At 69.4% G+C, this 24,182-nt stretch carries 24 protein-coding genes; 11 read left to right on the top strand and 13 right to left on the bottom strand.

Annotated elements, in window-relative coordinates; translation table 11 throughout:
• Window positions 1–35 precede the first annotated feature (35 nt).
• The 9 genes from MLE64_RS04080 to MLE64_RS04040 form a co-directional block, all read right to left on the bottom strand.
• Window positions 36–743 carry a hypothetical protein gene (locus tag MLE64_RS04080; protein WP_243316375.1) on the bottom strand — a complete coding sequence of 236 codons (708 nt, stop codon included), beginning with the start codon at window positions 741–743 and terminating at the stop codon, window positions 36–38.
• Between the two features lie 22 nt (window positions 744–765).
• A complete protein-coding gene (locus MLE64_RS04075; RefSeq protein ID WP_243316365.1) occupies window positions 766–1,893 on the bottom strand; it encodes a DUF4388 domain-containing protein in 1,128 nt (375 codons plus the stop codon).
• Between the two features lie 109 nt (window positions 1,894–2,002).
• Window positions 2,003–2,992, bottom strand: coding sequence for a gluconeogenesis factor YvcK family protein (locus MLE64_RS04070; protein WP_243316356.1), 990 nt, complete (start codon window positions 2,990–2,992; stop codon window positions 2,003–2,005).
• Window positions 2,993–3,010: 18 nt separating this feature from the next.
• Window positions 3,011–3,541 carry a tetratricopeptide repeat protein gene (locus tag MLE64_RS04065; protein ID WP_243316353.1) on the bottom strand — a complete coding sequence of 177 codons (531 nt, stop codon included), beginning with the start codon at window positions 3,539–3,541 and terminating at the stop codon, window positions 3,011–3,013.
• An 85-nt stretch (window positions 3,542–3,626) separates the two neighbouring features.
• Window positions 3,627–4,817 (bottom strand): ABC transporter permease, encoded by a 1,191-nt coding sequence (locus MLE64_RS04060; protein ID WP_243316351.1) that lies wholly within the window; start codon window positions 4,815–4,817, stop codon window positions 3,627–3,629.
• Window positions 4,817–5,584, bottom strand: a complete 768-nt coding sequence (locus tag MLE64_RS04055) for an ABC transporter ATP-binding protein (protein WP_243293933.1) — start codon at window positions 5,582–5,584, stop codon at window positions 4,817–4,819. The genes MLE64_RS04060 and MLE64_RS04055 overlap by 1 nt, the downstream gene beginning before the upstream one ends.
• Before the next feature lie 105 nt (window positions 5,585–5,689).
• Window positions 5,690–6,571 carry an undecaprenyl-diphosphate phosphatase gene (locus MLE64_RS04050; RefSeq protein WP_243316349.1) on the bottom strand — a complete coding sequence of 294 codons (882 nt, stop codon included), beginning with the start codon at window positions 6,569–6,571 and terminating at the stop codon, window positions 5,690–5,692.
• Between the two features lie 38 nt (window positions 6,572–6,609).
• Window positions 6,610–7,335 (bottom strand): hypothetical protein, encoded by a 726-nt coding sequence (locus MLE64_RS04045; RefSeq protein ID WP_243316347.1) that lies wholly within the window; start codon window positions 7,333–7,335, stop codon window positions 6,610–6,612.
• Window positions 7,332–7,655: a winged helix-turn-helix domain-containing protein gene (locus tag MLE64_RS04040; protein WP_243316346.1), complete on the bottom strand. Its 324-nt coding sequence runs from the start codon at window positions 7,653–7,655 to the stop codon at window positions 7,332–7,334. The genes MLE64_RS04045 and MLE64_RS04040 overlap by 4 nt, the downstream gene beginning before the upstream one ends.
• Window positions 7,656–7,721: 66 nt before the next feature.
• On the opposite strand from MLE64_RS04040, the gene MLE64_RS04035 reads away from it, so the two are divergent.
• Window positions 7,722–8,750, top strand: coding sequence for a GntG family PLP-dependent aldolase (locus tag MLE64_RS04035; protein ID WP_243316343.1), 1,029 nt, complete (start codon window positions 7,722–7,724; stop codon window positions 8,748–8,750).
• A 1-nt stretch (window position 8,751) separates the two neighbouring features.
• The gene (locus MLE64_RS04030; RefSeq protein ID WP_243316341.1) at window positions 8,752–9,618 is read left to right on the top strand and encodes a periplasmic substrate-binding domain-containing protein; all 867 of its coding nucleotides are present in this window, start codon (window positions 8,752–8,754) and stop codon (window positions 9,616–9,618) included.
• 1 nt (window position 9,619) lies between these two features.
• Here MLE64_RS04030 and MLE64_RS04025 read toward each other — a convergent pair whose 3' ends face one another.
• From MLE64_RS04025 to MLE64_RS04010, 4 genes are all read right to left on the bottom strand, one after another.
• Window positions 9,620–10,486, bottom strand: a complete 867-nt coding sequence (locus MLE64_RS04025) for a YicC family protein (RefSeq protein WP_243316338.1) — start codon at window positions 10,484–10,486, stop codon at window positions 9,620–9,622.
• Between the two features lie 192 nt (window positions 10,487–10,678).
• A complete protein-coding gene (leuD, locus tag MLE64_RS04020) occupies window positions 10,679–11,281 on the bottom strand; it encodes a 3-isopropylmalate dehydratase small subunit (protein ID WP_243316336.1) in 603 nt (200 codons plus the stop codon).
• Window positions 11,278–12,690 (bottom strand): 3-isopropylmalate dehydratase large subunit, encoded by a 1,413-nt coding sequence (gene leuC, locus MLE64_RS04015; protein ID WP_243316334.1) that lies wholly within the window; start codon window positions 12,688–12,690, stop codon window positions 11,278–11,280. Before leuC ends, leuD begins: the two co-directional genes overlap by 4 nt.
• Window positions 12,687–13,607 (bottom strand): LysR family transcriptional regulator, encoded by a 921-nt coding sequence (locus tag MLE64_RS04010; RefSeq protein ID WP_243293923.1) that lies wholly within the window; start codon window positions 13,605–13,607, stop codon window positions 12,687–12,689. Before MLE64_RS04010 ends, leuC begins: the two co-directional genes overlap by 4 nt.
• Window positions 13,608–13,739: 132 nt before the next feature.
• On the opposite strand from MLE64_RS04010, the gene MLE64_RS04005 reads away from it, so the two are divergent.
• The 9 genes from MLE64_RS04005 (at window position 13,740) to MLE64_RS03975 (ending at window position 24,072) form a co-directional block, all read left to right on the top strand.
• On the top strand, window positions 13,740–15,302 hold the full coding sequence (locus tag MLE64_RS04005; RefSeq protein ID WP_243316332.1) for a 2-isopropylmalate synthase: 1,563 nt from the start codon (window positions 13,740–13,742) through the stop codon (window positions 15,300–15,302).
• Window positions 15,302–15,433: a hypothetical protein gene (locus tag MLE64_RS15705; RefSeq protein WP_279342867.1), complete on the top strand. Its 132-nt coding sequence runs from the start codon at window positions 15,302–15,304 to the stop codon at window positions 15,431–15,433. Before MLE64_RS04005 ends, MLE64_RS15705 begins: the two co-directional genes overlap by 1 nt.
• A gap of 2 nt (window positions 15,434–15,435) precedes the next feature.
• Window positions 15,436–16,572, top strand: a complete 1,137-nt coding sequence (gene leuB, locus MLE64_RS04000; RefSeq protein ID WP_243316331.1) for a 3-isopropylmalate dehydrogenase — start codon at window positions 15,436–15,438, stop codon at window positions 16,570–16,572.
• Between the two features lie 307 nt (window positions 16,573–16,879).
• The gene (locus MLE64_RS15700; RefSeq protein ID WP_279342866.1) at window positions 16,880–17,005 is read left to right on the top strand and encodes a hypothetical protein; all 126 of its coding nucleotides are present in this window, start codon (window positions 16,880–16,882) and stop codon (window positions 17,003–17,005) included.
• Window positions 17,006–17,114: 109 nt separating this feature from the next.
• Window positions 17,115–18,803, top strand: coding sequence for a dihydroxy-acid dehydratase (gene ilvD, locus MLE64_RS03995; RefSeq protein ID WP_243316329.1), 1,689 nt, complete (start codon window positions 17,115–17,117; stop codon window positions 18,801–18,803).
• A gap of 10 nt (window positions 18,804–18,813) precedes the next feature.
• Window positions 18,814–20,550, top strand: coding sequence for a biosynthetic-type acetolactate synthase large subunit (gene ilvB / locus MLE64_RS03990; RefSeq protein ID WP_243316327.1), 1,737 nt, complete (start codon window positions 18,814–18,816; stop codon window positions 20,548–20,550).
• Between the two features lie 10 nt (window positions 20,551–20,560).
• Entirely contained in the window at window positions 20,561–21,103 is a 543-nt protein-coding gene (gene ilvN, locus MLE64_RS03985) for an acetolactate synthase small subunit (protein WP_243316324.1), read from the top strand.
• Window positions 21,104–21,145: 42 nt separating this feature from the next.
• On the top strand, window positions 21,146–22,162 hold the full coding sequence (gene ilvC / locus MLE64_RS03980; protein ID WP_243316314.1) for a ketol-acid reductoisomerase: 1,017 nt from the start codon (window positions 21,146–21,148) through the stop codon (window positions 22,160–22,162).
• Window positions 22,163–22,344: 182 nt separating this feature from the next.
• Window positions 22,345–24,072 carry an NAD(P)H-dependent flavin oxidoreductase gene (locus tag MLE64_RS03975; protein ID WP_243293916.1) on the top strand — a complete coding sequence of 576 codons (1,728 nt, stop codon included), beginning with the start codon at window positions 22,345–22,347 and terminating at the stop codon, window positions 24,070–24,072.
• Window positions 24,073–24,182: the final 110 nt, after the last annotated feature.

The following is a 24,182-nucleotide window of genomic DNA, read 5'->3' as shown; positions in this document are numbered from 1 at the left end:
TGAAGACTGAGGACTGAGGACCGAAGCCTGAAGCCTCAATCCAAATAGAACCCCACGCCCTGCCAGACCTTGAAGCGCGTCTTGCCGTCTGCCGAGGCGGCCGGGTCGAAGACGAGCTTTTTCGCCGCTTCCACGCAAGCCTCGTCCGCTTCCTTCTCGTCGGGACCGTCCCCGGGCAGGCCCTGGATCAGCCGGGAGGCGACCACCTCGCCCTTCTCGTTGACCAGGACGTTCACCACGACGACCCCCTTGGGCCGGGCCTTGAAGAAGCCCGAGGACTTCAGGCGCGGGACCACGCGGTTCAGGTTGATGGGTCGGGCGGGCTGGAGGTCCTGGCTCAGCACCACCAGATCGCCCTCCGCCGGTACGGCGCTCGCCTTGGCGCGAAGCTGCTCGTTCTCCGCCCGGAGCTTCGCCGCTTCGGCCTTGGCGTCCTCGGCCTCCTGGCGGGCGGTCTTCACGTCCTTCAGGATGGCGTCGCCGCCCCGCTCGTTCTCCTTGAGGGAGGCGCGAACCTCGTCCAGCTCCTTCCGGGCGGCCTCCGCCTCCGTCTTGGACAGGTCCCGGGCCTTCTGGGCCGCGGCCAGCTCCTGCTGGATGTCCTCGGTGGACGCAAGCCGCTGCTTGAGGCTGTCCCGCTCTTCCGTGAGCCGCTTCACCTGGGCCTGGAGCTGGGCGGCCGTGGGCTTCTTCGCCGCGGCGAGGGGCAGGGTGATCAGCAGCAGGGCGATGGCAATGCGCATGGCACCTCCGGATCCGGGGGGATCAGCGCAGGGCGGCACCCGCCTGATCGCTCCCCTTGATGGGTTTCGATGTCCTGAGAATCCCACGCTTGATGAGCCGGGAGAAGATGGCAAGGCACTCGTCCTGCTCGAAGGGCGCGATGGACAGGATGTCGCGGATGGACCACAGGCCGTTCACGCGGGTGGCCAGGAAGGCCTCGTTGGATCCGAGATCGGTGGTCACCAGCTGATCCAGGCTCACCGCCAACTCGGGCACCAGCTCCTGATCCAGCTTCTTGTCCTCCAGGAGGTTCTGGACCACGGCCATCATCCGGCCCGCGTCCAGGTGCCTGGGCTGATCCTGGAGGATGCGCCGGAGTTCCTCCTGGGCCTCCTGGAGCTTCTGCGTTTCCATGAAGGCGCGGGCCCGCTGGAGGTGGAGGCTCGGGTTCTCGCCCAGCCCGCCGCCTGGATCCACGATGCGGACCAGGCCCTTCTCGTGGAGGTCGAAGAGCAGCTTGTTGATCTTGTACTCGGGCATGCGGATGGTGAGCATGAGCTGGTCCACGCGGACCTGCCCATTCATGCGCGCCAGGATGTCCGCGTCCTCGGGGGCGAGGGGCAGGCATTCGGCGATGGCCTCGGGGATGGGCGCGAGCACGGCGTCGCCGCCTCGGATCACCCGCCGGATGCGCTTCCATTCATCCATCCGGCGCGCGCCCTCCAGCACGACGCCGGTGACGTCGAGGCTGAGCAGCATGGACTTCTGGTGGGAATCGAGACCGTCGTGGTAGTCGAAGCTGCCCACGCTCCAGAGGAACGTGTCGTAGATGCTCTCCTCGACCTTCACCTGGACGATGCGCCGGATCTCCGCCTCGGTGATCAAGTGGCGATCGACGAGGATGCGCCCGAGCAGCTGCTGCTCGTCCTCCTGGGTGGCCAGGGCTTCGCGCAACTGGTCCTCGGTGATGCGGTTGAAGGCGAGCAGGTACTGGCCCAGGTACTCCCTGGGATCGGAGGACCAGACGCTGGTGATGCGGCCCTCATGGAGCGCCACGCGCTTGGTGTGCAGGGGGCCCCGGAGCTCCAGCACGCCGGATTTCTTGCCGACGGCCAGCCACTGGAAGAGATCTTCCAGGCCCATCGTCGCCAGATCACCGCTCAGGGCCAAGACCTTGCCTCCCGTTCCGTCAAGGGTACCTCGATCCTTGGCTGGAACCCAGGATGATCAGGAATATCCAAGCTCCGTGCGGCCTGATCCGCGGCCGCTCAGGCTTTGGTCAGAGCCGGTCCAGGGTGGCGCGGATGGCCTGGTTCAGCAGGTCGGGGTGGTGCCGCGCCATGGGGGCTTCCGGGTCCAGCAGGGGGAACCGGTGCACGGGGATGCCCAGGACCTCGCTGGCGGGCGCGGAGATGGGCTCGCCGCCCTCCTCCCGGTAGCGGGCGAGCATGTCGGGCCGGAACGGCGCCGAATTGGCAATCACGGCCGAGATGCCGACGCGCCCGAAGGCGGCGATGGCGGCCACGTGGTTCTCCAGGTCCATCCCGGAGGATTCCCCTGGCTCGGTCATGAGGTTGGCTACGTAGATCACCGGGGCCCGGGAGATGGCCACCGCCTCCTGCAGCTCGGAGAGCAGGAGGTTGGAGATGGTGGAGGTGTACAGGCTGCCTGGGCTGAGGATCACCAGGTCCGCCCGCAGGAGGGCCAGCACGGCCTCGGGCAGGGGTTCGGCGTCCGCGGGCTCCATCCAGAGGCGGGCCAGGGGAGGGCGGCAGGAGCCCACGGCGGTCTCGCCCTGATAGAGGCGCCCGTCCATGTCCTCGGCGCAGAGGGTGATGGGGACCACCGTGGAGGGGAAGAGGCGCCCCACCGTCACCAGCACGCCCGAGAGCTGGCGGATGGCGCGGACCCAATCTCCCGTGAGATCCGCCAGGGCCCAGAGCATCAGGTTCCCCAGGGAGTGGCCCGCCAGGCTGCCGTCCCCCTTGAACCGGTAGTTCAGGAGGTCCGAGAGCGCCGAATCCTCCAGCGTCAGCGCCGAGAGGCAGTTGCGGAGATCCCCGGGCGGGATGCCGCCAAGCTCGTCGCGGAGCCGGCCGGACGATCCGCCGTTATCGGACACGGTGACGATGCCCGTGAGCTTCCAGGGGTCGCGGCTCCGTCCCGCCTCGCGCTTCAGGGACCGCAGCAGCGCGGCGAGGCCGGTGCCCCCGCCCAGGGCCACCACCTTCAGCGGCTGATCGGCATGGAGACCCAGGGGGCCCGGCACGAGGATGGTCCTGCTGGCCTAGTGGCCTTCGGTGAAGGCGAAGAGCGGCGACTTCCGGACGGAGTTGAAGTCCGGCTCCATGTGCCACTGGAACAGCAGGTCGCCGTCGAGCTCCACGGCCTTCTTCATGCTTTCCGCGGAGGCCTCGGCGTTCTCGGCCTGGGCGAAGGCCACGGCGCGCAGGTAGTGCAGGGTGCCCTGCGCGGGGTGCGCCTTGATGGCCTTCTCCAGCAGCTTGAGGGCGCCATCCGTATCGCGCCGGTTGAGGCAGGCCTGGATCTCGGTGATGGCGTCGGCCGCGGCGGCCTTGGGGGGATGCAGCTTCGATTCGGCCAGGGCGCGATAGACCTCGGCCCGGCGCTTGACCGCCCAGTCGCCGGCGGTCCGGGCTTCTTCCATCAGCGTGTCCAGGGCCTTCACGGCCTCGGCGTGCTTGCCGCCATCCACCAGCTTCACCGCCTTCGCGAACGCCTCCGCGAACGGAGATGGCTGGCCGGCCGGGGCGTGGGTGGACTTGGGAGCTTGTTCTGACTTGGCTTTCGTAGCCATACGGGATCCTCTGGAAGCCTTGGAGAAACTATAGGATGACAGCTTTCCCCGGGCAAATCCCATGGCGGCGCCCCGGAATCGGCCGTCAAGCCTTGAACAAGGCCTTTTCGCGGTTGAGGAGCCGGGTGGAGACGTAGGTCATGAGCCCCGCCAGGCCCACCGTCATGGCGAAGGCCACGAGGTATTCCAGCTGGTCGAACTGCTGGCTGAAGAGCTTGCGCAGGGACAGGCAGACGTTCACCACGGGCACGTAGGTCAGGAATGGCATCTTGTCCACGCCCGGGGCCATGGTGAACACGCCCAGGAACACCACCAGGAAGATGCCGGGCGTGATGGCGCTACCCGCCTCGATGGTGTTCCGGGCCTGGATGCCCATGAGCAGGATGAAGTTCGAGAAGAAGAGGCCCAGCGGCACCATGATCATGAAGGTGAGGCCCAGGGTCATGGGGTTGGCCACGGCGGCCAGGGCCTGCATGGAACTCGTGGCCCCGCCGGTCATGAAGGGGATGGAGAGGCCCATGCTCAGCAGGTTCAGCAGGGCCGCGATCACGCCCATGCTGAAGATGTAGAGCAGCTTGCCGAGGATGATCTGGTTCCTCGGTAGGCGGGTGGCCATGAGGCTCAGGAGGGTGTGGCGCTCCTTCTCCCCAGCCGTGGCGTAGATCCCGTGCTGCATTGATCCGGTGTACATCATGATCATCAGCAGGTAGGGGAGGATCCGCCCCATGACCTTGCCCATCTCCAGGGCCGGATCCGCGGCGTTCTTCACCTCAAGCTTCAGAGGCTCCGCCAACTGCGGGGACGCGCCAAGACCCTCGAGCCGGGTCTGGATCCAGCTCTTCTCCTGGTTCCGCAGGGCCTCCTTGACCCGCTTCAAGGCCAGCTCCGAGGTGTGCTCGCTTTCATCGACGGTGGCGGTCAGGGAAAAGGTCTCGTGCTTTTGAAGGGCCTCCATCGCGCCGGGATCCGCCTCCAGGGCCAAGTCCAGCTTCTGGTCCCGGACCGCCTGCTTGAGGTCGCCTTCGGGTTTCGGCACCAGCTCGAAGCGTTTCGGATCGGCCCGCAGCGTCTCGGCGAGGGCGCCGGATGCATCCGCCAGATAGATGCGGCTGGCCTTGCCGCGGTTCTGGGCCTCATCCCGCTTCGCCATCTTGGCCATCATGCCGAAGATGGCCGGGTAGAGGAGGAACGGCAGCACGAAGGCGAAGAAGAGGGTCTTGCGGTCCTTGGAGAGCTCCAGGAACTCCTTCTTGGCGATGAGCAGGGCGCCGCGCATCAGTGGCCTCCTTCGACTTCGGATTCGGCCGCCAGCTGGAAGAAGACTTCATCGAGGGTCTTCGCGCGCCGGGAGAGCAGCAGGTCCCGGGGCGGCGCGTCGCCATGCAGCTTGCCGTCGAAGATGATGCCTACGCGATCGCAGATGTCTTCCACCATGGGCATGACGTGCGTGGACACGATCACGGTACGGCCCTCTTCGCGCATGATGCCGAGCAGGTCCAGGACGGTCTTGGCGGTGAGGACGTCCAGGCCCGTGGTGGGTTCGTCGAAGATCACCACCTTGGGGTCGTGCAGCAGGGCCCGGGCGATGCTCACCTTCTGCTTCTGCCCGGAGGAGAACCCCTCCATCTTCACGTCCGCGAAATCCGCCAGCTGGAGCTTCTCCAGCAGGTGCATGCCCCGGCGCTCGGCGATCCGCGGGTCCACGTCCTGGAATTCGCCGAAGATCCGCAGCAGCTCCCTCGGTGTGAAGCGGGCGTACACCCCCATGTCCGTGCTGAGGTAGCCCAGGCACCCGCGCACCGCCTCCGGCGCCCGCCGGGTCTCGTGGCCGCAGACGTGGATGGAGCCCGCATCCGGATCCATGAGCCCGGCGATCATGCGCAGGGTGGTCGACTTGCCGGCGCCGTTGGGCCCAAGAAGGCCGTAGATCTCGCCCGGCCTCACTTCCAGCGAGATCCCGCGCACCGCGTCAATCCGCTTGGCGACATGGGTTTTCCTGTCCTTCACCGTGAAGGATTTGTGGACCTCGTGGAGCTGGATCACCGGACCTCCGGAAGGACTGGCCCCAGTGTAGGGGGAAGCGTGCTCCCCTGGCCCGGGGACCGGCGAACGGGCCAAACCGGCCGGCGAACGGGAGCGGCCGGGCCTTCAGTGGTGGCCGAGCGCGCCCGTGGCGCTGAGCGCCAGCATCACCAGGCCCAGGCCCAGGCAGTAGACCGCGAAGCCGTTGAGCTTCGGTTTGCGGGTGAAGCGGTCCAGGAGGCCGATGGCCAGGTAGCCCGAGATGGCGGCGGCCAGCACGCCCACCCCGCAGAGCAGGGCGGGGGCGGCCGATCCGGCGGGGAAGGCCAGATCCGGGGGCAGGGGCTGGTGCTTCAGGATGGGTTTCAGCAGGCCCCTCAGTTCCACGGCCGCGGCGGCGGCGATGGTGGGCACGCCCAGGAGGAAGCTGAACCGCGCCGAGACCGGCAGGCGCAGGCCCTGGAACACGCCCATGGAGATGGTGGAGCCGGAGCGCGACAGCCCGAAGCCGCCGCCGATGCCCTGGATGGCGCCCACGGCCAAGGCGTCCGAGGCGCGGAGGTCGCTGATCCCTCGGCCCGCCTGATCCTCCTGGCGCAGGTTGTTCCGCTCACGGCTCAGGCGGTTGGCGAAATAGAGCAGGCCGGAAGTGCAGATGAGCCCAATTCCGTAGACCCACAGGTGCTCCTTCGCCGCCTCCTTGACCGCCTTGGTGGCGAGGCCGAAGATCCCCGTGGGGATCATGGCGATGAACAGCCACAGCGCCAGCTTCCGGCCTTCGGAATCTCGGCCCACGCAGCCCATGGCCACCTGGAGCAGCTCCCGGCGGAAGTAGATGATCAGGGCGATCAGCGTGCCCCCGTGCAGCAGGACGTCGAAGGCCAGCGGCATGGGCCGCCCGCCGAACATCAGGTGCTCCGCCAGCGTCAGGTGCGCCGTGGAGGATACCGGCAGGAATTCCGTCAGGCCCTGGATCAGACCCAGGAGGATGGCGTGCAGCAGATTCATTCAGTCCCTCGGCGCAAAGGAACAGTGTGCCAGAGGAATCAGGCCTCCCGCGGAAGCGCCCGCAGGATGGCCAAGTACTCGCGGTGTTCCTTCCAGCCCCGGACCATGGCCAGGGCGCTCCAGATGAGGATGGCCAGCAGGAGGCATACCAGGGTGATCTGGACGACGGTGGAGGCGGTTTCCATGGAGGGTTGACGATAGGACCGGGTGCTCCAGAAGGCCAGGAACGAGGCCAGGAACCAGAGCATGCACTCGCCGACCAGGACGGCGTAGGCCCGCGCTTCTTCGATGCCGCGGAGCATCCAGGGCAGGGGTGCGAGGTAGAGGAGGGGGAGCCAGAGGGCGCCCAGCGAAGGCATGCTCACGCATGCGCCCGCCGGGATGGCGTGCAGAAACCCGGAAGCGAACCCCAGGATGCAGAGAATGAGGAAAACACCGATAAACAGGGCGATACCCAGGATCCAGAACCACCGGCGGCGCTCGTAGGCGGCATCCGGGATGGCTTTGACCTCACCAAGATCGCGATAGAGGACGCGGCCCAGGAGGGCTTTCAGGACCAGCCAGACAAACGGCGCGAGCAGGAGGTATTCCAGGAGGTAGCGCCCCATCAGGCGGATGCCGAGTGCATCGACGTACATCGGGGCCGTCAGGAAGAGCACCGCCATGAGTCCGCCCAGGGCCGTGGCCAGGCCGCTCTTATGGGACTGGAATGCGGCATAGTCCCGGGTCAGGGATTCAAGGGCCTTCAGGTCCGTCGTGGTCATGGCTTTCCTTCCTTCGGGAGCAGGGCCCGGAGCTGTTGGTGGTAGACCCGGAGGGCGGCCCGGCCGTCCTCGGTGATGCGGAAGCTGGTCACGGGAATGCGGCCCTGGAAGGCCTTGACGGTCTCCAGATAGCCCGCCGCCTCGAGCTTCTGGGTGTGGCTCGAGAGGTTGCCCTTGCTCAGTCCCGTGACCCGCTGGAGGAAGAGGAAGGAGACTTCCTCCGCCGAGGCCAGGACGGTGAGGATCGCCAACCGGGCGGGCTCGTGGACGATCCGGTCGAGGTCGAGGATGGCTCTGGGGTCAGGTCCGTTTTTGGGCATGAAACAAGTTTGTATTGCAAACCTGTTTTGTCAACCCTCACCGCTCGTCCATGCTTGAATCTCCCCATGCGATCCATCGACCTCCGCTCCGACACCGTGACCCAGCCTTCGAAGGAGATGCGTGCCGCCATGGCGGCCGCGGAAGTGGGAGATGACGTGCTGGAGCGGGATCCCACCATGGTCCGGCTGGAGGGCTGGGTGGCGGAGTTGCTCGGGATGGAGGCCGCCCTGTGGGTGCCTTCAGGCTGCATGGGTAACCTCATCGCCCTGATGCTGCACCTCAAGCGGGGCGACCGCTTCCTGGCGCCGGCCCAGGCCCACGTGCTGGGCTCCGAACTGGGCACGGCCGCATGGTTGGCGGGCGGCATGCCCGAGGCCCTGGCCTGGGAAGGCGGCCCCGGCCGGCCCACCCCGGCCCAGGTGACGAAGGCCGCGGGAACGCCTGGCCCCTACTACACCCTGCACACCACCCTGCTCTGCCTGGAGAACACCCACAACTTCGCCGGCGGCACCGTGACGCCGCGGGAGGAGCACCGCGCCCTCGTGGCCGCCGCGAAGGCCGCGAAGCTGGCGGTGCACCTGGACGGCGCGAGGGTCTGGCACGCCGCCGCGGCGCTGGGGCTTCCACCCTCCGCCCTCACCGAGGGCGCCGACACTGTGCAGGTCTGCCTCAGCAAGGGCCTGGGCGCGCCCATGGGCTCCCTCGTCTGCGGGTCGAAGCCCGCGGTGGCCGAGGCCCGGCGGCTCCGCAAGATGCTGGGCGGCGGCGTGCGCCAGGGCGGCGTGGTGGCGGCCGCGGGTCTGGTGGCCCTGGACTACCTGCCCCGCATCGTCGAGGACCATGCCAAGACCCGGAGGCTGGCGGAGGGGATGCGGGCCTTCGGCATCGCGGCTCCCGCGCCCGAGACGAACATCCTGCTGGTGCCCGTGCCCAACGCGGCCGTGGCCCTGGCCGCCCTGGAAACCGTCGGCGTCCGCGCCCTGCCAGTGGGATCGGCCATCCGCTTCATTCCCCACCGGGACGTGGAGATGGCGGACATCGAGGAGGCCCTGCGCCGCATCGAGCCCCTGGCCCACCTCCTGCGGACCGCCTGACATGAAGCTCCGCCTGGTCCTCCTGACCCTTGTGCTCGCCGCCCTGGCGGCGGGCGGGTACTGGCTGTACCAGGATGCGCTGGTGCCGGTACCGCTGGCTCCAGGTGATGCCCTGTTCGTGCCCGGCCAGCCCGAGTTCGGCGAAGACGATGCGGTGGTGGAGGCCCTACTGCCCGCAGGCCCCGGGGTCGAGGCCTTCCTGGCCGCCCAGTCTGACCTCACCTTGCTGGCGAGGGCGCCGGAAGGCGGCTGGACGGGACAGTTGCTGTCGACGCTCGAGGGTTCGCGGCACGGCCGCCGGTGGCGCCTCATGGCGCGGCCCGGATGGCGGATGCAGGACGGGACCATGCTCGACGCCTCCCGGATGGCGAAGGCCCTTGAGCCCGAACTGGGGAAGCTGGGGGGGACCTCTCGCCTGATCGATGGCGCCACGCTGGACCTGCGCTTCAGGACCCCCCAGAAGGGCCTGCCGGACCTGCTCACCCGCTGGCGGATCCCCGGCAGCGGGCCCTTCGTGCGGCAGGGGATGACACTGACCCGCTTCGAGCGTTTCACCCCGGGGCGCCCCGGGCTCGCGGGCGTGAGGATCAGCACCGATCCGGCCCTGATGGAGAGCCGTGCCTGGGCGGAAGGCTTGGCCGCCCGCCGCTGGGCCTGGGCCGTGTTCCCCGGGCAGGTTGCCCCGGAGGACATGGCAAAGGCCCGCCTCGCACCCTATGACGAGTTCCGCATGAAGGACGGCACCGTGTGGTTCCTATCCCGCCGCATGCGACGCCTGAGGCCGGATGCTTCGGACTGGACGCGCACCCGCCTCTTCGGAGCCTGGCGAAGCAGCACGGACCTGCCCTACGACCCTCTGGGATTCTGAGCTATTCCAGATTCGCGGATTGCTCGCGGATCTGATCCAGCGCCCCCTTGGCCTCCATGACGGCGCGGGTCATGGCGATGCGTTTGCACTTGCTGCCGGTGGTGTTGAGTTCGCGCAGGACCTCCTGGCACCACACGTCGATGGCTTTGCCTTCGAGGCGGCCGGCGGCGAGGCGCTCGGCGAAGTCGTCCAGGTGGGCGGCGAGGCGGGTCAGCTCCTCGCGCACGTCCTGGCGCTCGGCCAGCACGCCGGCTTCGGCCAGCAGGCGCTCGGCGGGGAGCTGGCCGGTGAGGCGCGCGTCCTCCAGAAGCTGCTCAATGCGCTGGCGGTAGAGGCCGGGGAGTTCGGCGGCCTGGAGCTCCGCCTCGGCCTGGAGCCGCTCCCGGAGGGATCGCAGCCGCCCCAGCGCGTCCTCGAAGAACGGCCGCAGCCGCTCGGCTTCGCGGATCCGGCCCGCGTTCCAGAGCTCCAGCAGGGCGGCCATGGCCTCGCGCACGGGGGCCTCCAGCCGCTCCGCCAGGTCCGGATCCGGAGCCTGGAAGGCGCCGGGCACCCGGAAGAAGGCTTCCGCCGTCATGGGCGGCAGGTTCAGCCATTCGGCGTCCTCCTGCCAGCCCTTGGCGAGGGCGCGCAGCAGGGCGCGGTTCAGGCGGGGCTCAAGGGAGGGGTCGTCCTGCACCTCCACCGCGAGGTCGAGCTTCCCGCGCGACCCCGCTTCGCGCACCTGGGCGCGGAGACCCGCCTCCAGAGCGAAGAGGGCAGGGGGCAGGCGCAGGCTGAGATCCAGCGCCTTGTGGTTGACGCTGCGCAGCGTCAGGCGGAGCTGTCCGGCGGCCAGGGGCCGGACGACCTCGGCGAAGGCGGTCATGGATTTCATCGGGAACCCCGGAGGTGGCAATCATTCAGGGTAACGCGACGGGGAGGTGGAAAAGCCTCCCCGAAGGACACGAATACGCTCTGTGAGCGCGGATAAGGACACGAACGGGAACCTGGTGACATCCCAGCCCTTTTCGTGTCCTTGGTCTTTTCCTTCGTGCCCTTCGTGGAGGTCTTTAACTCCTCAGTTCCCGCCGACCCCCAGCCAGGGTGCCTCCGCTCGGCGGCGGGTCTCGTAGGCTTCGATGTCGGCGAGGTTCGCTTCGCTGCGCTTGATCTCGTCCATGCCCTCCAGCAGGGTTGCCTTGCGCGCCGGCTCGATCTCGAAGCGGAAGGACCGCCCGCCGCAGGAGACGGTCTGGGCCGGGAGGTTCACGGTGAGGGGGCCCTCGGCTTCCGCGAGCTGGGCGATCTGCTCCGCGGGCAGGACCACGGGGAGGATGCCGTTGGCGAAGCAGTTGTTGAAGAAGATGTCGGCGAAGCTGGGGGCGACGACGCAGCGGATGCCGAAGTCCAGGAGGGCCCAGGGGGCGTGCTCGCGGCTGGAGCCGCAGCCGAAGTTCGGGCCCGAGAGCAGGATGGTGGCCTTCCGATAGGGCTCGCGGTTCAGCAGGAAGTCCGGCAGTTCCCGCCCCCCGGGGCTGTAGCGGATCTCGTGGAAGAGGTGGCGGCCCAGGCCCGAGCGCACCAGCGTGGTGAGAAACTGCTTGGGGATGATGAGGTCCGTGTCCACGTTGGCGCGAAGAAGGGGCGCTGCGATGCCTGTGAGGGTAGTGAAGGCCTTCATCGCTGCACCTCCATGCGGCGGACATCCGTGAAGTGGCCCGCCACGGCGGCGGCGGCGGCCATGGCCGGGCTCACCAGGTGGGTGCGGCTGCCGCGGCCCTGGCGGCCCTCGAAGTTGCGGTTGCTGGTGCTGGCGCAGCGCACGCCTGCCTCCAGCCGGTCTTCGTTCATGCCGAGGCACATGCTGCAGCCGGGCTGGCGCCACTCGAAGCCCGCCTCGAGGAAGACGCGGTCCAGGCCCTCGGCCTCGGCCTGCTTCTTCACCAGGCCGGAGCCGGGCACCACGAGGGCCCGCACGCCCTGGGCCACCTTCCGGCCCCTCGCGACGAGCGCGGCCTCGCGGAGATCCTCAATGCGGCCGTTGGTGCAGGAGCCGATGAACACGGCCTGGATGGGGATGGCCTCCATGGGCGTGTCTGGCTCCAGGCCCATGTAGTCCAGGGCCCGCAGGATGGACTCGCGCTCCTCCGCGTTGCGGGCCTGGGCGGGATCCGGCACGCGGCCGGTGATGTCCGTGACCCACTGGGGACTGGTGCCCCAGGTGACCTGGGGGGCCATGCCGCGGAGGTCGACGACCACCTCCTGGTCGAAGGCTGCGCCGGGATCGGAGGCGAGGGTGCGCCAGTGGGCCACGGCGGCGTCCCACAGCTCGCCCTTCGGAGCGAGAGGCCGGCCCGCCACGTAGGCGAAGGTGGTGTCGTCCGGGGCCACCAGGCCCGCCCGGGCGCCGCCTTCGATGCTCATGTTGCAGAGGGTCATGCGGCCCTCCATGGTGAGGGCGCGGACGGCGGGACCCGTGTACTCCATCACGCAGCCCGTGCCGCCGGCGGTGCCGATCTGGCCGATGAGGCGCAGGGCCATGTCCTTGGCGCCCGTCCACTCGGGCAGGTCCCCCTCGAAGCGCACCCGCAGGTTCTTCGAGCGGCGCTGGGGCAGGGTCTGGGTGGCCATGACGTGCTCCACCTCGCTGGTGCCGATGCCGAAGGCCAGGGCCCCGAAGGCGCCGTGGGTGCTGGTGTGGCTGTCCCCGCAGACCACGGTGGTGCCCGGCAGCGTGAAGCCCTGCTCCGGCCCCACCACGTGGACGATGCCCTGGCGGTCGTCCAGGAGGGGGATGTAGGGCACGCCATGGGCCTTCACGTTGGCTTCCAGGGCCTCCACCTGGAGGCGGCAGGTCTCGTCGGCGATGCCTTTTTCGCGGTCGACGGTGGGCACGTTGTGATCCGCCACCGACAGGATGTTCGCGGGGCGGCGCAGGGTGCGCCCGGCCAGGACAAGGCCCTCGAAGGCCTGGGGGCTGGTGACCTCGTGGACCAGGTGGCGGTCGATGTAGATGAGGCTGGTGCCGTCGGCGCGGGTGGCCACCAGGTGCTCGTCCCAGATCTTGTCGTAGAGGGTGCGCGGGCTCATGGGCTCTTCCTAGCTGGAGCGGGGTCGGGGTGGTCGAAGTCAATGGCGCGGATCAGGTCGAGGAAGGCCCGCGTGGCGGGGGACAGGGCCGCCTCGCGGCGGGTGACGATGCGGATGAGCTTCTCCACCTGAAGCTCCCGGACGGGGATCTCCACCACCCGGCCCTCGCGGACGGCCGCTGTGGTGGTCATGCGGGGCAGGATGGCCAGTCCGGCCCCAAGGCTCACGAATTCCAGGATGGTGGCGATGGAGGCCAGCTCCATGGTGAGACGCAGGGGCGTGTTGCAGCGGGCGAACAGTTCGATGATGGCGGTCCGGGTGGGCGTGGGCGCGTTATGGGCCACGAAGCGCTCCTCCCCCAGGTCCGTGATGCTGACGTTCTTCCGCTTCGCCAGGCGGTGCCCGGGCGGGACCACCAGCACCATGCGGTCCCGGTGGATCACCTCGCTCACCAGCTCGGGATGGAGGGCGTCGTAGGAGACGAAGCCCACGTCCAGCCGGCGCTCCAGCACCTCGGTGGGGATGCGCTCCGAGGTCTGGCGGTAGGCCTGGATCTTGATGGCAGGCCAGGCCTGCTGGTAGGCCAGGAGGATCCGGGGAAGCAGGAACTCGGACACGCTCTCGTTGGCGCCCACGTTGAGGCGCCCCTGCTGGAGGCCCTTCAGGGCCCCGAAGGTGTCGAGGATCTCCTGGCGCAGGTCGAACATGCGCTGCGCCAGGGGGAGCAGGGTGGCGCCCGCGTCCGTGAGCGTCCCGCCCTTGGTGGTGCGGTCCACCAGGGTCTCGCCCAGCTCCTCCTCGAGGCGCTTCAGGGCGAGGCTCACGGCGGGCTGGGTGCGGAAGAGACGCTCCGCCGCGCGGGAGAAGCTCTTCTCGCGCGCGACCACCAGGAACGTTTCCAGCTGTCCGAGGTCCATGGACCCTCCGTCGGGAAGTGTAGGGTTTTAAGTATTACTTATGTAATCATAAAAAAAATTAAATGTATTTATGGGTTGGATGGGAGGATCTTTTGGTGATCCCTCCGGCCCCGGCCGGTCCAGGAGTCCTTTATGGGCAGTGAGCGGATCGCCATCTTCGACACCACCCTCCGCGACGGAGAGCAGTCGCCCGGGTGCAGCATGAACCTGGACGAGAAGCTGCTGATGGCGCGCCAGCTGGAGGCCCTGGGCGTGGATGTCATCGAGGCCGGCTTTCCGGTGGCCTCCGAGGACGACTTCGCCGCCGTGCAGGCCGTGGCCCGCGAATGCCGGAAGCCCGTCATCGCCGCCCTCTGCCGCGCCCTTCCAAAGGATATCGAGCGGGCCTGGCAGGCCGTCTCCGGCGCCGCCCGGCCGCGCATCCACACTTTCCTGGCCACCTCGGACATCCACCTGGAGTACAAGCTCCAGAAGACCCGCGAAGAGGCCCTGGCCATGATCCGCGAGGGCGTGCGGACGGCCAAGGGCTTCACGCCGGACGTGGAGTTCTCCGCCGAGGACGCCACCCGCAGCGACTGGGACTTCCTGGTGGCGGTGTTCACCGCAGCCATCGAGGAGGGGGCGACGGTCCTCAACGTGCCCGACACCGTGGGCTACACCGTGCCCGATGAGTACGGCCGCCTCATCCGGTACCTGCGGGACAAGGTCCCGGGCATCGACGGCGTCACCATCAGCGTCCACTGCCACAACGACCTGGGTCTGGCCGTGGCGAACTCGCTGGCGGCCGTGGCCGCAGGGGCCCGTCAGGTGGAGTGCACGGTGAACGGCATCGGCGAGCGGGCCGGCAACGCCGCCCTCGAGGAAGTGGTCATGGCGCTGTCCGTGCGCCGGGACGCGCTGCCCTACGAGACGGGCGTCCACCGGGAGGCCATCACCCGCGCCAGCCAGACCTTGGCCAACATCACCGGCGTCCAGGTGCAGCCCAACAAGGCCATCGTGGGCCGGAACGCCTTCGCCCATGAGAGCGGCATCCACCAGCACGGCATGCTGAGCCACCGCTCCACCTACGAGATCATGACCCCGGAATCCGTCGGGGCGAACCGCACGAGCCTGGTGCTGGGCAAGCACTCGGGCCGCCACGCCTTGGGCAAGCGCTTCGAGGAGCTGGGCTACCCCCTGGACAAGGCGGCCCTGGAGAAGGCCTACAAGCTCTTCACCAAGCTCAGCGACCAGAAGAAGGAGATCTTCGACGAGGACCTCCTGACCATCGTGCGCGACGGGCTCGCGCATATTCCCGAGGCCTTCAAGCTCCGCGCGGTACAGGCCACGGCGGGCACGGCCATGTTCGCCACGGCCCTGGTCACCCTGGCCGGCGAGGCGGGGGAGGCCACGGAGACCGCCATGGGCGACGGCCCGGTCAACGCGGTCTTCGCGGCGGTGGACAAGCTCACGGGCCTGAAGGGGAAGCTCGTGGATTTCCGTATGCATTCCATCACGGGCGGCGCGGACGCGGTGGGGGAGGTGTTCGTCCAGGTCGAGTTCGGCGGCGTCATCCAAGGGGGGAAGGGCGCCAGCACGGACATTGTCGAGGCCAGCGCCCGGGCCTACCTGAACGCCTCCAACAAGGTGCTGTTCGCCCGCCGCTCCGCCGAGACGCCCGCCGCCGGTCCCGTCCGCCGCCAGGGGGTGATGTGATGAAGGAAACCCTGCCGCAAGGCCTTGAATCCGCCGACGCCAGGACGGACATTGCCGTCCAGGCCGCCGCGCTGCCCGCCGCGTCCCCGGAGGACGGGGCGGACCCTGACCAGTACCTCTGGGGAGTCTGAACGTGGAAGCCCGCATCACCCTTCTTCCCGGCGACGGCGTGGGCCCCGAAGTGGTCCGCGAGGCGGCCGCCTGCCTCACCGCCGTGGCCAAGGCCTTCGGCCACCAGTTCCATCTGGAGGAAGCCCTGGTCGGCGGCGCGGCCGTGGACGCCACGGGCGATCCCTTGCCGGCCGAGACCTTGGCCCGTTGCCAGGCCAGTGACGCCGTCCTGCTGGGCGCCGTGGGTGGTCCGGCCTGGGACCGCCACCCGCGCGAGCAGCGCCCCGAGTCCGGCCTGCTGCGCCTGCGACGCGCCCTGGGCCTCTACGCCAACCTGCGCCCCGTCAAGGTCCACCCAGCCCTGGAGGATGCCTCGCCCCTCCGCCCGGAGGTGGTGCACGGCACGGACCTGATGATCGTCCGCGAGCTGGGTGGTGGCCTCTACTTCGGCGAGCCACGCTCCTTCTCCGCCGAGCGGGCTGTGAACACGCTGCCCTACACCCGCACAGAAGTCGAGCAGGTCGCGCGGGTGGCCTTCGAGCTGGCCGCCTCCAGGCGGCGGCTGCTGGTTTCCGTGGACAAGGCCAACGTGCTGGAGACCTCCCGCCTCTGGCGGCAGGTGGTGGATGAGCTGGCGCCTGCGTATCCCACGGTCAAGGTCAGCCACGCCTACGTGGACAGCTTCGCCATGGCCCTCATCACCCGGCCCCGCGACTTCGACGTGGTGCTGACGGAGAACCTCTTCGGGGACATCCTCAGCGACGAGGCCGCGGTGCTCGCAGGCTCGCTGGGCCTGCTGCCGTCGGCGAGCCTGGGTGGTCCCGTGGGCCTCTACGAGCCCATCCACGGCTCTGCGCCGGACATCGCCGGAAAGGACGCGGCCAACCCCATCGGCACCATCCTCTCGGCGGCCATGCTGCTCCGCCACAGCCTCCGGCTCGAGGTGGAGGCCCGCGCCCTGGAATCCGCGGTGGACCGCGTCCTCAAGGGCGGTCACGGCACCTCGGACCTGGGGGGCCTCAAGCACCACCACGGCACCCAGGCCCTGGGCGCCAAGATCCGCGATGCCATCCGCCCGCCCGGCGCCAAGGGAGCCCGGCTGGCTGACTCCGCCTACGCCTGGTGCGGTTCGCCCGAGGGCGCCCGCCCCCATCTTTGAACCCTCGACCCGGAACCCGACCCATGCTTCCCGTCTCCGCCCCCGCCGACGCGATCCCCACCTTCGTGGTAGGGACCATCGGCGTGATTGGCGGGCTGCCTGGGCTGGTGCTGCGGCTGACGGGTTAGGGGCGGGGACGGCAGCATCCAGATCCCGGCCCCGCACCCAGGCGGGGCCTTTCTACATCGACCCGACCCCTTGAACCCGACCTCTTCGATATCGATTCTCCTGAGGATTCCCATGACCCCCCGATATGACCTGACTTCACGGTTGACTTTCCCCGCGCGATCCCCAAGACTCATCGGCCATGAGCCTTTCCCACCTCGATCACTCGGCAGCTGCGGCGATGTCGCCCGCAGTGGTGCGCCCCGTGGCCGACCTGGTGGCCATTCCCGCCGTGCTGATTATTAGCGGCGAGGTGGGGGCCTCCTAGACGTTCTCGGAACCAACCGAAACCGGCCCCGCACCTCGAACGATGCGGGGCCTTTTCACATCTGGTCCTGTCATCCCCGAGGTCGGTGGCCTTCCCACAGAGGAAGACCATGTCAGACGCAGGACAACCGCTCAACCGCCGCAGCCGGGTCATCACCCAGGGGCCCGACCGCGCCCCGGCCCGGGCCATGCTCAAGGCCATCGGCTTCACGGACGAGGACCTGGCGAAGCCCATCATCGGCATCGCGAACACCTGGACCGAGATCGGTCCCTGCAACTACCACCTGCAGGCGCTGGCGGAGCGCGTGAAGGCCGGCGTCCGCGCCGCCGGCGGCACGCCCATGGAGTTCTGCACGGTCTCCATCAGCGACGGCATCACCATGGGCACCGAGGGCATGAAGGCCTCCCTGGTGAGCCGCGAGGTCATCGCCGACTCCATCGAGCTGGTGGCCCGGGGCAACGCCTTCGACGGCCTGGTCTGCCTCTCCGGTTGCGACAAGACCAACCCCGGCGTGGCCATGGCCCTGGCCCGCCTGGACATCCCCGGCCTGATCCTCTATGGCGGCTCCACGGCCTCGGGACACTGCGGCGGCAAGGACCTCACGGTGCAGGACGTCTTCGAGGCCGTGGGCGCCCACAGCGCCGGCAAGCTGGATGATGCGGGGCTGAAGGAGGTGGAGGATGCCGCCTGTCCCGGTGCCGGTGCCTGCGGTGGCCAGTTCACGGCCAACACCATGTCCGCCAGCCTGGAGCTCATCGGCCTGAGCCCCATGGGCCTCAATGGCATTCCCGCGGAGGATCCCCGCAAGGGCGAGGCCGCGGAGACCTGCGGACGCCTGGTGATGGAGCTGTTGAAGCGCGATCTGCGCCCCAGCGCCATCCTCACCCGCGAGGCCTTCGAGAACGCCGTGGCGGCCGTGGCGGCGACAGGCGGATCCACCAACGCCGTCCTGCACTACCTCGCCTTGGCCCGGGAGGCGGGCGTGCCCTTCACGCTGGAGGACTTCGACCGCGTCAGCACGCGCACCCCGCTGCTGGCGGACATGAAGCCCGGCGGGCGGTTCATGGCCCCGGACCTCTACGCCGCCGGCGGCATCCGGCTGGTGGCCAACCGCCTGCTGGAAGGTGGGCTCATCCACGGCGCGGCCCTGACCGTGACCGGCCGCACGCTGGGCGAGGAACTGGCCGGCGCGCCGGAGACGCCGGGACAGGAAGTCGTGCGGCCCTTCAACCGGCCCCTGAAGCCCAGCGGCGGCCTCGTGATCCTGCGGGGCAGCCTGGCGCCTGAAGGCTGCGTCATCAAGGTGGCTGGCCACGAGCGCCTGCACCACACGGGCCCGGCGCGCGTCTTCGAGCACGAGGAGGACGCTTTCGCCGCCGTGCAGGCGGGCGGCATCGACCCCGGCGACGTGGTGGTGATCCGCTACGAGGGCCCCAAGGGCGGCCCCGGCATGCGCGAGATGCTGGGCGTCACGGCGGCCCTGGTGGGCGCCGGACTCGGCGAGTCCGTGGCGCTCCTCACGGACGGCCGGTTCTCCGGGGCCACCCGGGGCCTCATGGCGGGCCATGTGGCTCCGGAAGCGGCCGTGGGCGGTCCCATCGCCTTGGTGCGCGAGGGCGACACGGTGGTCTTCGACATCCCCACCCGGCGCCTGGACCTGAAGGTGCCGGAGGCGGAGCTGGCGAAGCGCCGGGCCGAGTGGAAGGCCCCGGCGCCGCGCTACCGGACGGGAGTCTTCGCCAAATACGCCGCCACGGTCGCCAGCGCGGCCGAGGGCGCCATCACCCTGGCCCAGTGAAGGAGGACCCATGACCACCGGCGGAACGCACACCGGGGCCCAGCTCATCTGGGAATGCCTGCTCCGCGAGGGCATCAGCACCGTCTTCGGCTACCCGGGCGGCGCGATCCTGCCCGCCTACGACGCCATGGTGGGTTACGACATCCGCCACGTGTTGGTGCGGCACGAACAGAGCGCGGCCCACATGGCCGACGGTTATGCCCGGGCCTCCGGCCGGGTGGGCGTCGTCGTGGCCACCTCAGGCCCCGGCGCCACGAACCTGGTGACGGGCCTGGCCACGGCCATGATGGATTCCACACCCATGGTGGCCATCACGGGCCAGGTGGGCTCCGGCGTGCTGGGCACGGACGCCTTCCAGGAGGTGGACATTACGGGCATCACGTTGCCCGTCACCAAGCACAACTACCTGGTGACGCGGGCCGCGGACATCGTGCCCGTGCTGCGGGAGGCCTTCGCCGTGGCGAAGAGCGGACGCCCGGGACCGGTGCTGGTGGACATCACCAAGGACGCGCAGCAGGGCCGCGCGGACCTCGACTGGGAGGCGGCGGAGCCCATCCGGCACCTGCGCCACCTGCCGCCACCCCTGGATCCCGAGGCCCTGGCCCGGGCCCTGGAGCTGATCCGCCACGCCAAGCGGCCCATCATCCTGGCGGGCCACGGCATCCAGATGTCCGGCGCCCGGGCCGAGGTCCTGACCCTGGCCGAGCGGGCGGACATCCCCTTCGCCCTGACCCTCCTGGGCCTGGGCGCCGTACCCGCCACGCATCCCCTCAGCCTCGGCATGATGGGCATGCACGGCGAGGCCTGGGTGAACAAGGCCATCCAGGAGGCGGACCTGCTGCTGGCCTTCGGCATGCGGTTCGACGACCGCGTGACCGGCAAGCTCAAGGAGTACGCCCCCCACGCGAAGAAGATCCACATCGACATCGACGCCAGCGAGCTGGGGAAGAACGTGCCCGTGGACGTGGCCATCGCCGGGGACCTGCTCACGGTCCTGCGGGCCCTGCTGCCGGACATCCCCGTGGCGGACCGCTCCAAGTGGCTGAAGCAGATCCGCGGCTGGCGGGGCGATTCCGCCGTGCGCGACATCAAGAACCTGCCCGATGACGGCCACCTCTACGCGGCCCACGTGATGCACGACCTCTGGCGCCTCACGGGCGGGAACGCGGTGGTGGTGACGGACGTGGGCCAGCACCAGATGTGGGAGGCCCAGTACTACCACCACGACGCGGAGCGCAGCCTCATCACCAGCGGGGGCGCCGGGACCATGGGCTTCGCCCTCCCCGCCGCCATCGGCGCCAAGCTGGCCCGGCCCGAGGCCGAGGTCTGGGTGGTGGCGGGAGACGGCGGCTTCCAGATGACCTTCGCCGAGCTGATGACCGCCGTGCAGGAGGGCGTGAAGGTGAACATCGCCATCATCAACAACGGCTTCCTCGGCATGGTCCGCCAGTGGCAGGCCCTGTTCTACGAGGGCCGCTACGCCGCAACGCCCATCCTGTCGCCGGACTTCGTGAAGCTGGCCGGCGCCTTCGGCATCCACGGCCAGCGCGTGGACACCCGGGCGGACCTCGCCAGCGCCGTGGCCGCGGCCCGGACCGCCGAGGGCACTGCCCTCATCGAGTTCCGGGTGGAGCAGGAGGACAGCGTCTATCCCATGGTCCCCGCCGGGGCAGCGCTGCACGAGATGATCCGCCGTCCCGCCACTCATGCCAGCGCCATCGCCGAAACCGGATCCGACCCCGTCTGAAAGGAATCCCATGCCCCATGTGCTCGTGGTCTACACCGATGATGAACCGGGCGTGCTGACGCGGGTGGCCTCGCTGTTCCGCCGCCGCGGATTCAACATCCACTCGCTCACCGTGGGTCCCACGGAGCGGCCCCGCCAGTCCCGCATGACCATCGTCGTAGACGCCGAAGAAGCCACCGTGAGACTGGCGGTGGAACACCTCAAGAAGCAGGTGAGTGTCCTCGAGGTCCAGCAGCTGGGCGACCGGCCCAAGGTGGTGCGAGACCTGGCCCTCATCCGAGTGGCGGCGGGCCTCGAGGTGCGGTCCGAGGTCCTCCAACTCGCCCAGGTCTTCCGGGCCAACGTGGTGGACATCGCCGGCGACAGCCTCGCCATCGAATGCACCGGCGGCCCCGACAAGATCGACGCCCTGGTGGACGCCTTGCGGCCCTTCGGGATTCTCGAGCTGGGACGCACGGGGGCCGTCGCCATGGCCCGCGGCCCGCGTGCTTCGCCGGAAGTCCCACGCCGCGCGCCCGCCCCCGCGCCCAGCAACCAGGCCATGTCCGTCTGACCCTTCCTTCCACCCACCGCCCATCCACCCAAGGAGCCTCCCATGGCCAAGATCCACTACGACGCCGACCTCGGCCTCATCCGCGCCCGCAAGGTCGCCATCCTGGGCTACGGCTCCCAGGGCCACGCCCACGCCCTCAACCTAAAGGACAGCGGAGTCCACGTCCGCGTGGGCCTCCCGGCCGGCTCCGCCTCCCGCGCCAAGGCGGAAGCCCAGGGCCTCACCGTCACCACCCCCGCCGAGGCCGCGGCCTGGGCGGACGTGGTCATGGTGCTCACCCCGGATACGGGCCAGGCGGCGCTCTACCAGGAATCCATCGCGCCCCACCTGACGCCGGGGAAGACCCTGATGTTCGCCCACGGCTTCAACATCCGCTACGGCTGCATTGAGGTGCCTGCGGGCGTGGACGTGAGTCTGGCGGCCCCCAAGAGCCCCGGCCACCGCGTCCGCGAGGTCTTCGTGGAAGGCGGCGGCACACCGGGCCTGGTGGCCGTCCACCAGGACGCCAGCGGGCAGGCCCTGGCGGTGGCGCTCTCCTATGCCGCAGCCATCGGGCTCACCCGCGCCGGCGTGCTGGAGACCACCTTCACCGAGGAGACCGAGACGGACCTCTTCGGCGAGAAGGCCGTCCTCTGCGGCGGCACCTCGGCCCTGGTGAAGGCCGGCTTCGAGACGTTGGTGGAGGCCGGCTACCAGCCCGAGATCGCCTACTTCGAGTGCCTGCACGAGCTGAAGCTCATCGTGGATCTGATGCAGCGGGGCGGCCTCAGCTACATGCGCTACAGCATCAGCGACACCGCCGAATACGGCGACTACACCGGGGGCCCCCGCATCGTGACCGCCCAGACCAAGGCGGAAATGAAGGAGATCCTGAAGGAGATCCAGGACGGCCGCTACGCCGAGGCCTGGCTGGAGGAGAACCGCACGGGCCGCAAGTGGTTCGAAGCCCAGCGGGCCGCCGACTACGACCACCCGCTGGAGCAGGTGGGCCGCGAACTGCGTCGCATGATGCCCTTCCTGGATCCCGTCGAGGTGCCAGCCCCGGCAGTCAAGAGCTGACATAGCAACTGTTGCGCATGGAACATCCACGACCATCCGGCCTGGCGGATCCTGACGCCGGGCCGGATGGCTTTTCGGGGAGGTGATTTTGACCCCGAGTAGAAGGTTGAACCCCGTCACAAGGGAAATGGCCTCAGAATGACATTGGGAGAAAAGCAGTTTCCGCTCCCACGGAGCCAAGCATGTCCGAGTCTTTCTTCAACACCGCGTCCCTGCCGACCCTCCAGGGCTGGCAGGCGCCCGGTTCCATGGATTTCCAGGCCGCCTTCCTCCGCGCCGGGGGCTGGGCCCTGCCGCGCACTGAAGCCTTTCCGGACGCCGCTAAGCTGCGGGAGCGCCTGCAGGAACTGAAGGCCTCCATGCGCGAGGGCGCCCGCATCGGGCTGGACCTGCGCGGCCTCCGCGACAGCGCGGATTCGGTCATGGCCGCCGCCCGCGAGGCGGGCGTGGCCTTCCTGCTGCACACGGCGGAGCTTCCCCCCACCCTGGCCATGCTCCGCCACGCGAACCTGCCCCGCATCGTGGCCGTACAGAACGCCGAGGAGGCGGCCCAGGCCAAGGCCGGCGGCGCCTCAGGCCTCCTGGCCCGGGCGGGCCTGGTGGCGGCTCTGCGGCACCTGGGTCTGCCGGTGATGGCCACGGCCGACACCGAGGCCGAGGCCCGGCAGGCCATGGCCGACGGCGCCGTGGGCCTCCAGCCCCGCACGCCCTCCCTCCTGGACGCATCGCCTCTGGCGGCCTTCCGGACCCGGCTCATGGCGGGCCTCGATTCCATGGCCCAGTCCCTGGTGCGCAAGGGCGCCTGCACGCTGCCCCGCCTGCGCATCCGCAACCTCGACCTGGCCTACCCCATCCAGCAGGGCGGCATGGGTGTGGGCATCTCCTGGGAGGGCCTGGCGGGCGCTGTGGCCCACGAAGGCTGCGTGGGCCTGGTGTCGGCCATTGGCACGGGCTACCACGGCTCGGCCAGCCCCAAGATGCGCCTGGGCCGGCCCGACGGCACCGATTCGCTGAATCCCCCCAAGGCCCTGGAGTGGATCGTCCGCGCCGCGCGCGAGCGCGCCGAGGGTCGCGGCGCCGTGGGTGTGAACATCCTCTGCGCCATCGAGGGCTACGAGGCCGCCGTGAAGGCCTCCCTGGCCGGTGGTGCCCAGATGATCGTGTCCGGCGCGGGCCTGCCCCTGGGCCTGCCGGGCATGGTGGGTGACGCGGACGTGGCCCTGGTGCCCATCGTGTCCTCGGGCCGCGCGCTTCAGGTCATCTGCAAGCAGTGGCAGCGGAAGTTCAGCCGCCTGCCGGACGCGGTGGTGCTGGAGGGGCCCGAGAGCGGGGGCCACCAGGGCTTCAGCCACGAGGGCTGCGCCGATCCGGCCCACACCCTGGAGAACATCCTGCCCGAGGTCATCGAGGAGCGGGACAAGTGGGGCGACTTCCCCATCCTGGTCGCCGGCGGCGTCTGGGACCACGCGGACATCCAGAAGTTCCTGGCCCTGGGCGCCTCCGGCGTGCAGATGGGCACGCGCTTCATCGGGACCTTCGAGTGCGACGCCTCGCCCATCTTCAAGGAGGTCATCCTCCGCGCCCGGGCCGAGGACATCGGCCTCATGAAGTCCCCCGTGGGCCTGCCCGCCCGGGGCGTGCGCACCAGCCTCCAGCGCCGCATCGAGGAGGGCACCGCTCCCCAGGTGCGCTGCGTGAGCAACTGCCTGTCCCCCTGCGGCCACGGCAAGGGCGCGGCGGCGGTGGGCTACTGCATCGCGGACCGGCTGGCGGACGCCATGAAGGGCGACGAGGAGAACGGCCTCTTCTTCACCGGCAGCAACGGCGCCAAGCTCCGCGAGCTGATCAGCGTCCGCGACCTCATCGAGGAGCTGACCCAGGATCCGGGGCTGCAGCGGGTCTACGCCTGAAGCCCTGAACTGCTCTAACAAAACGACACACGCGGAGGTCGCTGAGGAAGCGGAGGTAGGCGGAGAAGATGATCATCAGGCTGTTGCCTGATCTCCTCTACGTCCCTCAG

Origin of the sequence: Geothrix paludis (genome assembly GCF_022808815.1) — a bacterium.
In the GTDB taxonomy this organism is placed as follows: domain Bacteria; phylum Acidobacteriota; class Holophagae; order Holophagales; family Holophagaceae; genus Geothrix; species Geothrix paludis.
Note: the sequence above shows the minus strand (reverse complement) of the source record. Positions and strands in the feature narration are given on the sequence as shown.